General features: G+C 65.8%; 10 protein-coding genes. 7 read left to right on the top strand and 3 right to left on the bottom strand.

What is annotated here, in order from left to right:
- From sufB to AC2VOP_RS16455, 6 genes are all read left to right on the top strand, one after another.
- The coding region (sufB, locus tag AC2VOP_RS16480; RefSeq protein ID WP_486961970.1) for a Fe-S cluster assembly protein SufB at window positions 1–1192 on the top strand (1192 nt) is incomplete at its 5' end.
- Window positions 1192–2403, top strand: coding sequence for a Fe-S cluster assembly protein SufD (gene sufD, locus AC2VOP_RS16475; RefSeq protein WP_486961969.1), 1212 nt, complete (start codon window positions 1192–1194; stop codon window positions 2401–2403). The genes sufB and sufD, both read left to right, overlap by 1 nt.
- A gap of 15 nt (window positions 2404–2418) precedes the next feature.
- Complete coding sequence (sufC, locus tag AC2VOP_RS16470) at window positions 2419–3213, top strand: Fe-S cluster assembly ATPase SufC (protein ID WP_486961968.1); 795 nt, start codon at window positions 2419–2421, stop codon at window positions 3211–3213.
- Window positions 3210–4493, top strand: coding sequence for a cysteine desulfurase (locus AC2VOP_RS16465; RefSeq protein ID WP_486961967.1), 1284 nt, complete (start codon window positions 3210–3212; stop codon window positions 4491–4493). Before sufC ends, AC2VOP_RS16465 begins: the two co-directional genes overlap by 4 nt.
- Window positions 4494–4496: 3 nt before the next feature.
- Window positions 4497–5060 carry a Fe-S cluster assembly sulfur transfer protein SufU gene (sufU, locus tag AC2VOP_RS16460; protein ID WP_486961966.1) on the top strand — a complete coding sequence of 188 codons (564 nt, stop codon included), beginning with the start codon at window positions 4497–4499 and terminating at the stop codon, window positions 5058–5060.
- Window positions 5057–5404, top strand: a complete 348-nt coding sequence (locus tag AC2VOP_RS16455; protein WP_486961965.1) for a metal-sulfur cluster assembly factor — start codon at window positions 5057–5059, stop codon at window positions 5402–5404. The genes sufU and AC2VOP_RS16455 overlap by 4 nt, the downstream gene beginning before the upstream one ends.
- Window positions 5405–5409: 5 nt before the next feature.
- Here AC2VOP_RS16455 and AC2VOP_RS16450 read toward each other — a convergent pair whose 3' ends face one another.
- Window positions 5410–6090, bottom strand: coding sequence for a DUF5666 domain-containing protein (locus tag AC2VOP_RS16450; RefSeq protein WP_486961964.1), 681 nt, complete (start codon window positions 6088–6090; stop codon window positions 5410–5412).
- A 186-nt stretch (window positions 6091–6276) separates the two neighbouring features.
- Here AC2VOP_RS16450 and trxA point away from each other — a divergent pair, with 186 nt between their 5' ends.
- The gene (gene trxA, locus AC2VOP_RS16445; RefSeq protein ID WP_486961963.1) at window positions 6277–6657 is read left to right on the top strand and encodes a thioredoxin; all 381 of its coding nucleotides are present in this window, start codon (window positions 6277–6279) and stop codon (window positions 6655–6657) included.
- Between the two features lie 164 nt (window positions 6658–6821).
- Here trxA and AC2VOP_RS16440 read toward each other — a convergent pair whose 3' ends face one another.
- Window positions 6822–8171: a hypothetical protein gene (locus tag AC2VOP_RS16440; protein ID WP_486961962.1), complete on the bottom strand. Its 1350-nt coding sequence runs from the start codon at window positions 8169–8171 to the stop codon at window positions 6822–6824.
- A gap of 239 nt (window positions 8172–8410) precedes the next feature.
- Window positions 8411–8737 (bottom strand): hypothetical protein, encoded by a 327-nt coding sequence (locus AC2VOP_RS16435; RefSeq protein WP_486961961.1) that lies wholly within the window; start codon window positions 8735–8737, stop codon window positions 8411–8413.
- Between the last annotated feature and the right edge of the window lie 133 nt (window positions 8738–8870).

The raw sequence follows: 8870 nt of genomic DNA, 5'->3' as shown, positions 1-8870 counted from the left end.
CACGAAGGCGGGTTACGCCGCGATGCGCGACAACGTCGGCCTCGGATCGTCGAACAAGAAGCTGTCGGATCTCTTGATGCGCCAGGACGAGACGTTCATGAGGGAGCTGGTGGACGCCTACGTCAACGGAGATGGCAACGTCACGCGGCGCGGCGGTGCGCTGTGGAAGCGGGCGCACACCACATCGCGGGTGTGGGCCTTCCAGTTGCAGTCGGTCCTGGCGCGCCTCGGCCACTACGCCACGGTCGAACTGCGCCGGCCCGGTGGCCCCGCAGTGATCCAGGGCCGCGACGTCGTCCGCAAGGATCTGTACCAGGTCCAGTGGGCCGAGGGCGGCCATGAACCGAAGCAGGCTCGCGACTGCGGCGACTACTTCGCTGTGCCGGTCAAGAAACGGACGGTTCGTGAGGCACACGAGCCGGTATACAACCTCGACGTTGAGGAGCCCGACAGCTACCTCGCATATGGCTTTGCCGTGCACAACTGCACCGCGCCCGTCTACTCGTCGGATTCGCTGCACTCAGCGGTAGTGGAGATCGTCGTGAAACCCCATGCGCGCGTTCGGTACACCACGATTCAAAACTGGTCGACAAACGTCTACAACCTGGTCACCAAGCGAGCCCGCGCCGAAGAAGGCGCCACCATGGAGTGGGTCGACGGCAACATCGGATCCAAGGTCACCATGAAGTATCCGGCGGTGTGGATGACCGGCGAACACGCCAGCGGAGAGGTGCTGTCGGTGGCGTTCGCCGGCGAGAAACAGCACCAGGACACCGGCGCCAAGATGTTGCACCTGGCACCCAACACGTCGAGCAACATCATCTCCAAGTCGGTGGCGCGCGGCGGTGGTCGATCCTCCTACCGCGGCCTGGTGGAGATTCACAAGGGCGCGCACGGATCGCGCGCCAGCGTCAAATGCGACGCACTGCTGGTCGATGACGTCAGTCGCAGTGACACCTACCCCTACGTCGACATCCGAGAGGACGACGTCACCATGGGCCACGAGGCCACCGTGTCGAAGGTCAGCGAGAATCAGCTGTTCTATCTGATGAGCCGGGGGCTGCCCGAGGACGAGGCGATGGCAATGGTGGTGCGCGGCTTCGTCGAGCCGATCGCCAAGGAACTGCCGATGGAATACGCCCTGGAGCTCAACAAGCTGATACAGCTGCAGATGGAAGGCGCGGTGGGCTAGTGGGGCCCGCTACTACAGGGACCAACCTCACCGAGGCGGTCGAGGGGCCAGGCATCAACAAGGCAACACAGTTCACGGCATTCGACGTGAACGCCTTCGAGGTGCCGCAGGGCCGCGACGAGGCCTGGCGGTTCACGCCGCTGCGCCGGCTGCGCGGCCTGCATGATGGCTCCGCGCCCGCAACCGGGACGGCCGCGATCGAGGTCCGCGAAATCCCCGGCGTGCACGCCGAAACCGTCCGGCGCGGCGATGAACGCCTCGGGTCGGCGGGTGTGCCAGCCGATCGGGTTGCAGCCCAGGCGTTCTCGTCGTTCAACTCGGCGACTGTGGTCACCGTCGACAACGGCGCCGCACCGGAGGAGCCGATCGAGATCACCGTCACCGGGCCCGGGCAGGGTGCCACGGCCTACGGGCATCTGCAGCTGCGGGCACAGGAGCTGTCCCGGGCAGTCGCCGTCATCGACCTGCGGGGCAGCGGAACATATGCCGACAACGTCGAATTCGTCGTCGGCGACGGCGCAGACCTGACCGTGGTCTGGATCGCGGACCCCGCGGGCGACATGGTTCACGTCACCATGCACCACATGGCACTGGGCAAGGACGCGGTGCTGCATCACGCCGCAGTCCAGTTCGGCGGTGAGCTCATCCGGCTGACCGGACGGGTCCGGTTCGATGGCCCGGGCGGAGACGCCGAACTGCTCGGATTGTATTTCGCCGATGACGGCCAACATCTGGAGTCGCGGCTGCTGATCGACCACGGCAAACCCAGCTGCCGCTCCAACGTACTCTACAAGGGCGCGCTGCAAGGCGATCCGGACTCGTCACGGCCCGACGCACGCACGGTGTGGGTCGGCGACGTGCTGATCCGCGCGGACGCGATCGGCACGGATACCTTCGAGGTCAACCGCAACCTGGTGCTCGCCGACGGCGCCCGGGCCGATTCGATACCCAACCTCGAGATCGAGACCGGCGAGATCATCCAGGCCGGACACGCCAGTGCCACAGGACGTTTCGACGACCTGCAGCTGTTCTATCTGCAAGCCCGCGGTATCCCGGAGGACCAGGCCCGTCGACTGATCGTGCGCGGCTTCTTCGCCGAGATCATCGCCAAGATCGCCGTGCCGGCTGTGCGGGACCGTCTCACCGAAGCCGTCGAGCAAGAGCTCGCATTCACCGAAAACCTCCAAGCCGCGGACCTGCGGACGACTTAAGGACACCAATCGGCAATGACCACACTTGAAATCAAGGATCTGCACGTCAGCGTGGCGCCCAGCGGCAGCGCGCCCGGCGACGGGGCCGCCGAGATCCCCATCCTGCACGGCGTCGACCTGACGGTGAACTCCGGCGAGACGCACGCACTGATGGGGCCCAACGGATCGGGCAAGTCCACCCTGTCGTACGCGATCGCGGGCCACCCCAAGTACGTCGTGACGTCCGGGTCGATCACCCTGGACGGTCAGGACGTGCTCGCGATGACCGTTGATGAGCGTGCGCGGGCGGGTCTCTTCTTGGCTATGCAGTATCCGGTCGAGGTGCTCGGGGTGTCGATGTCGAATTTCCTGCGCAGCGCGGCCACCGCGGTGCGCGGCGAGGCGCCGAAGCTGCGGCACTGGGTCAAGGAACAGCGGGCGGCATTCAGCGCGCTCGGCATCGACCCCACGTTCGCCGATCGCAGCGTCAACGAAGGCTTCTCCGGCGGCGAGAAAAAACGCCACGAGATCCTGCAGCTGTCGGTGCTCAAGCCGAAGATCGCAATCCTCGACGAGACCGACTCCGGGCTCGACGTCGACGCGCTGCGGGTGGTCAGCGAAGGGGTAAACCGCTACGCAGAAGCCGAGCAGCCGGGCATCCTTTTAATCACGCACTACACCCGGATTCTGCGTTACATCCAGCCGCAGTTCGTGCACGTCTTCGCCGGTGGCAAGGTCGTCGAGTCGGCCGGACCCGAACTCGCCGACGAGCTGGAGAAGACCGGTTACGAACGCTTCTCGCAGACGGCAGTGGCGGGATCGGCGACATGACGCTCTCGGTCAGGAGCCCCGCGGCGCTCGACAGGGCTGATCTGGCAGCGATACGGGCCGACTTCCCCATCTTGAGTCGCGTCATGCGCGGCGGAAAGCCATTGGCCTACCTGGATTCCGGCGCTACCTCGCAACGCCCTGGCCAGGTACTCGACGCCGAGCGGGAGTTCCTGGCCACCTGCTACGGGGCGGTGCATCGCGGTGCGCACCAGTTGATGGAGGAGGCCACCGACGCCTACGAGACGGGCCGAGCTGCCGTCGCCGGATTCGTCGGCGCCGACGCCGACGAGCTGGTATTCACCAAGAACGCCACCGAGGCGCTGAACCTGGTGTCGTATGTGCTCGGCGACAATCGCTTTGAGCGTGCGGTGGGCCCTGGCGACGTCATCGTCTCCACCGAGCTGGAACACCATGCCAACCTGGTGCCCTGGCAGGAGCTGGCCCGCCGCACCGGCGCGACGCTGCGCTGGTATTCCGTCGTCGACTCGGGGCCGGACGCCGGGCGCATCGACCTGGACTCGCTGAGCCTCGATGATCGGGTGAAAGTTGTCGCATTCACTCATCATTCGAATGTCACCGGTGCGTTGACCCCGGTCGCCGAACTGGTGTCGGCGGCCAGGGCGGTGGGTGCGTTGACCGTGCTGGATGCCTGCCAGTCGGTGCCGCACCAGCCGGTTGACTTACATGCGCTGGGTGTCGATTTTGCGGGATTCTCCGGCCATAAGATGCTGGGTCCCACCGGGATCGGCGTCCTGTACGGCCGTCGTGAATTGTTGTCGGCGCTGCCGCCGTTTCTCACCGGCGGCTCGATGATCGAGACGGTGACGATGGTCGAAAGCACCTACGCGGCGTCGCCGCAGCGCTTCGAGGCCGGCACCCCGATGACCTCTCAGGTGGTGGGGCTGGCCGCAGCCGCCCGCTATCTCGACGCGATCGGGATGGACGCCGTGGAATCTCACGAACGCGACCTGGTTGCCGCCGCCATCGACGGCCTGTCCGGCGTCGACGGCGTGCGTATCGTCGGGCCGGTGTCGATGACCGACCGTGGGTCGCCGGTGTCGTTCGTCGTCGACGGCGTGCACGCCCACGACGTGGGCCAGGTGCTCGACGACGACGGTGTCGCGGTGCGGGTCGGTCATCACTGCACGATGCCGCTGCACCGCCGGTTCGGCGTGGCAGCGACGGCGCGGGCGTCGTTCGCGGTGTACAACACCGTCGACGAGGTCGACCGCCTGGTTGCTGGCGTGCGCCGGGCCGTGAGCTTCTTCGGTGGAGCGTGAGTCGTGCGGCTTGAGCAGTTCTACCAGGAAGTGATCCTCGACCACTACAAGCACCCGCAGCACCGTGGGCTGCGGGAGCCGTTCGGCGCGCAGGTCCACCATGTGAACCCGACCTGCGGCGACGAGCTCACGTTGCGGGTGGCGCTGGCGCAGGACGGCTACGGGCAGTTCAGCATCGCCGACGTCTCCTACGATGGGCAGGGCTGTTCGATCAGCCAGGCGGCAACCTCGGTGCTCACCACCCAGGTGATCGGCCAGACGGTCGCCCAGGCTCTGCAGATATTCGACGCTTTCCACGACATGGTGTCCTCACGCGGCACGGTGCAAGGCGACGAGGAGGTGCTCGGCGACGGCGTCGCCTTCGCCGGAGTGGCCAAATACCCGGCACGGGTGAAATGTGCGCTGCTGGGCTGGATGGCGTTCAAGGATGCTCTAGCGCAGGCTATCGCGGCCAGCCCCGAGCTGGTCCAGGCCAGATCAGAAGAGCACACACCGGCATCAGCCAGTGTGACAACCGCGGCACCGGTCCGGTCCGGCGCCCGATCACCCATGGAGATGGATGGATGAGCGAAACCACCGCAGCGCATGATGAGCTGCTCGCCGAGGTTGACGAGGCGATGCATGATGTCATCGACCCGGAAATCGGCATCAACGTGATGGACCTGGGGCTGGTCTACGACCTGGATGTCCACCAGGGCGCCGAGGGTCCGGTGGCCGTGATCATCATGACGCTGACCTCGCCGGCCTGCCCGCTTCAGGACATCATCCACGACCAGGTGCACAACGTGACGATCGGAGCTGGCCTGGTCACCGAGCTGGACCTGACCTGGGTCTGGGATCCGCCATGGAGTCCGGACAAAATCACCGACGACGGCCGCGAAATGATGCGCGCGGTCGGCTTCACCGTCTGAGGCGTTTAGTCGGCCGACTGCGGGCACTTGCCATCGGTGGCCGCCCACACAGTGACTTTCGTCGCTTGCAGCACGCCGCCGCTGTCCTTGGTTCCCCGTGCGACGACGCACTTACCCTTGGCGATCGCGCCGGTGTTGGCCGCGACCCGCTTTTTGTAGGTGGTGGTGTCGGTGACGGTCACGGTGACCTTCGATGTGCTCCCGGTGGTGCTGTCCGGGGTGAGGGTGATGGTGTTACCGGCGACGGAATCGACCACCCCGCGGACTGCCCGGTGTTCTACCGGCGCCGCAGACGGTGTGGTGGAACTCGAGTCCTGCAGCTGCGGACACTTACCGTCGACCGCGCTGCTGATCCTGACCCATTGGGCGGTGATCGCCCCGCTGCTTGCCGGGGCGCTCTGCGGGGCGGGGCCGGCCTTGATGCAGCTGCCGAGGGCGACGTCGCTCAGGTGAGCCGGGATGGCCTCCCTAATCTCGGTGGAACTCGCGTACTGCACCGTGGCGTTCCCAGTCGACTGGGTGACCTGGAGCGTGTTGCCCGACACCGATGCGATCAGGCCGATGACGTGATCACTCTGGGCGTACGCCGGCGCCGGCCAGGAGAGCGCGGCCAAGGACAATGCGGTGGCCCCGGTGACCGCGAGGAACGCACGTCGGGGCGGGACAGCGAGGGCAGGCATCAACATTCTCCGATCGTGGACGTCGTGCGCCGGTGTGCGCGACAGCTTGCTGGCAAAGTGGGCAGTATCACCATCTGCCGCGGAGTTAGCAGTAGGCTCTTTTCACTCTGTGAGCCTGCTATGTATACCGGCTGCGCCACCGCCGGGTTGGCGCCGGGGAACAGCGTGGCAGTTTTCGGCGTTGGGCCCATCATGGCTACCCAGAATCTCACCTCAGCGCAGTTCAACGAAACCATTGCCGGAAACGACATCGTGCTCGTCGACTTCTGGGCCTCATGGTGCGGGCCGTGCCGGTCCTTCGCGCCCACGTTCGCGGCCTCGGCGGAGAAGCACCCCGACATCGTCTTCGCCAAGGTCGACACCGAGGCCGAACAGCAGTTGGCCGCCGCCGCTCAGATCCGGTCCATCCCCACCCTGATGGCGTTCAAGAAGGGCACGCTGGTGTTCAACCAGGCGGGGGCGCTGCCGTCGGCGGCGCTGGAGGATCTGGTCCAGCAGGTCAGGGACTTAGACGTCGACGCCGCACTCGCTGCGCAGGCCCAGGCCCAAAAAGAGCCGCCCCAGCAGGCGTGAGCCGACGCACGCGAAGCGCCCGGGAGGTCGCCACCCGGCGGAGACTCCGCGTCGGTTGACCCGCGATGCCAGTGACATGACCGACTGGCCGTTCAACGATGCACTGCATGGCGGGGAGTTCAGTTACCTGCCGTGTTGCTCGCAAGTGATTGACGTGGTACCGATCACAGCGAGCCCACCAGATCCGCCCACAGTGCCGACGCATCCGCCGACGCCGTGCCGAACAGACCCGTCAGGCCGTCGGTCACCAACAGCTGACTGAGACCGGAGTTGCTCAGGGGCAGCAGCGCGGCCAGGTCGTTAAGCAGCTTTTCCGGTTCGCCGACCGGTTCAGCCGTGACGAGGGCTGACAGGCCTGCATCCATCGTGGGCGGTGAGGTGGGCATCGTGCCGAAGGGCGGCCACCCCGGATTGTGCGAATCGACAAGCCAGTCATTGCGCAGGTAGTGCTCATGGAGTTGGATCTGCTCCGGCATCGCCCAGTTGACGTCGGGGCCGGTAGTTCCGTGTGTCTGCCACGCGGCAAGCCACGCGTTGATCTGCGGGTCTCCGGGCGGCAGGCTTCCGATGAGGCTCACGATCCCGGGGATGGTCAGCGGTTCAGGCAGATTACACCCCGTAAGGCAGCTTATGGTGCCCGGGGTGGCCGGGTCGAAGGCGACGACCAGCGACGCGAGCAATGATTGAACCGTGTGGATCGCGGTGAGCGGGTCGACGAGCTGGACTGGGTTCGACGACGGGTCCGCCATCAAGCTGTTGAGGAAGTCCGTCAACGGTTTGGTCGGATCTAGCGTGAATGTGGTGTTGGCCCACGGCATCTCGTATGCGGTCTGCCCATCGGGCAGGGTGACCGTCGTCGTCGGCGCGAACGGGCCCGGAGGAACTCCCTTCGCGGTGGGTGTGGTTGGCCATGCGGCATTGGCGTATGCCGGGCCGCTGGGATCGTAGTAGCCGGGATCGTCTGCGGCGGTGAACGTATATCCGCTCAGCAGCTGCCAAATCGGCACCTGCTCCCAGCTGTCCGTCAGCGGAGACGGCGCGAGGTGGGTTGCGATCAACCCGTACCAGATGACCAGGTCGATCGGGGTGATGCCGATGATAGGGCTGGGTGGGACGGCGGGCGGACAGATCTGGGCGTCACACCATGGGCTGACCGGGAACTCGGCCTCCGCGTAACCCGCGAGCTGAGCGCCAATACCGTCGGCCAGCACCGGAAACGGCACCAGCATGTTGACCAGCCCGTAGTAGTGCCCGATGTCACCGGGGTCGGTTCCCCACACGTTCGTCGCGCTTGGGACCATCCAGGTCCCGGAGAAGAACAACGCATCGGCCAACGCCTGCACACCGTTGAGTTCGTTGGCCGGCACGTTGATCGCATCGATCAACAGGTTGATCGGGATGTTGAGAATCGACTCGCCGGTGGCCAGCCGCAGTGCCGGGCCGACGATGGGAATCTCGGGCGGCCGCGGCACGATCGGCGTGACGGCGACGGCGCCGGCCAACGCGAGCGCCACACCCGCGCTCGCATACGAACGTCCGCTCGCTCCGATGGCGCCCCCAGTCAAAGGCTCTAGCTGCGCTGAGTTTTACCGAAGTGGATACTAAACCGCTGGTGCAGCCCGAACCTACCAGCCCCGGCGTCGCCGGACGAGTCGAACGAGCAAATCCACTGGTCAGGCCTGCAACCAGGCGCGGTGGCCAGCTGACCGACCGATGCCATTGTGAGAACCATCGGCGGCTTCGCGGCTCAACTTCACGGCAGCAACGATGATGCGATGGTGAAGATCCACCCCACGTCGGCAGCGACCGGATCACCGACGGCGCCAAGGAGGTTGCCGGCCTCAAGCTGGTCGATGAAGAGGCTCACGTCGTAGGCGGGCATCGCGGTGAGGAGGACGTTTACCGTGTCGGCGAGGGGCAGCAGATTTGAATAGGCGGACGAGAGCGCACCACTGAGGTCGTTGACAACCGACAGCAGCGTGGTGTGCGAGCTGGTCGTGACGTCCGGAGTTGCTGACCCGCCGAACCACCCCCGCAGCAGTTGGCCCAGCGTCGGGTGCGCGGTGTCGACGAGGCCCATCGTGAATGCTGCTTTGATCAGCTCTGACAGCGCCGGGCCTGTTGAATCATGTCAAGATGCGCGCGAGGACTGGGTCGTTGCCTCATCTGTGGATGCGCGCGTAGGAGCCGTGCTCACAGGGACCTTGCTCTTG

This window comes from Mycobacterium sp. TH-M106 (assembly GCF_057473765.1).
The sequence above is the reverse complement of the archived record's forward strand: the minus strand, read 5'-3'. Positions and strand labels throughout refer to the sequence as shown.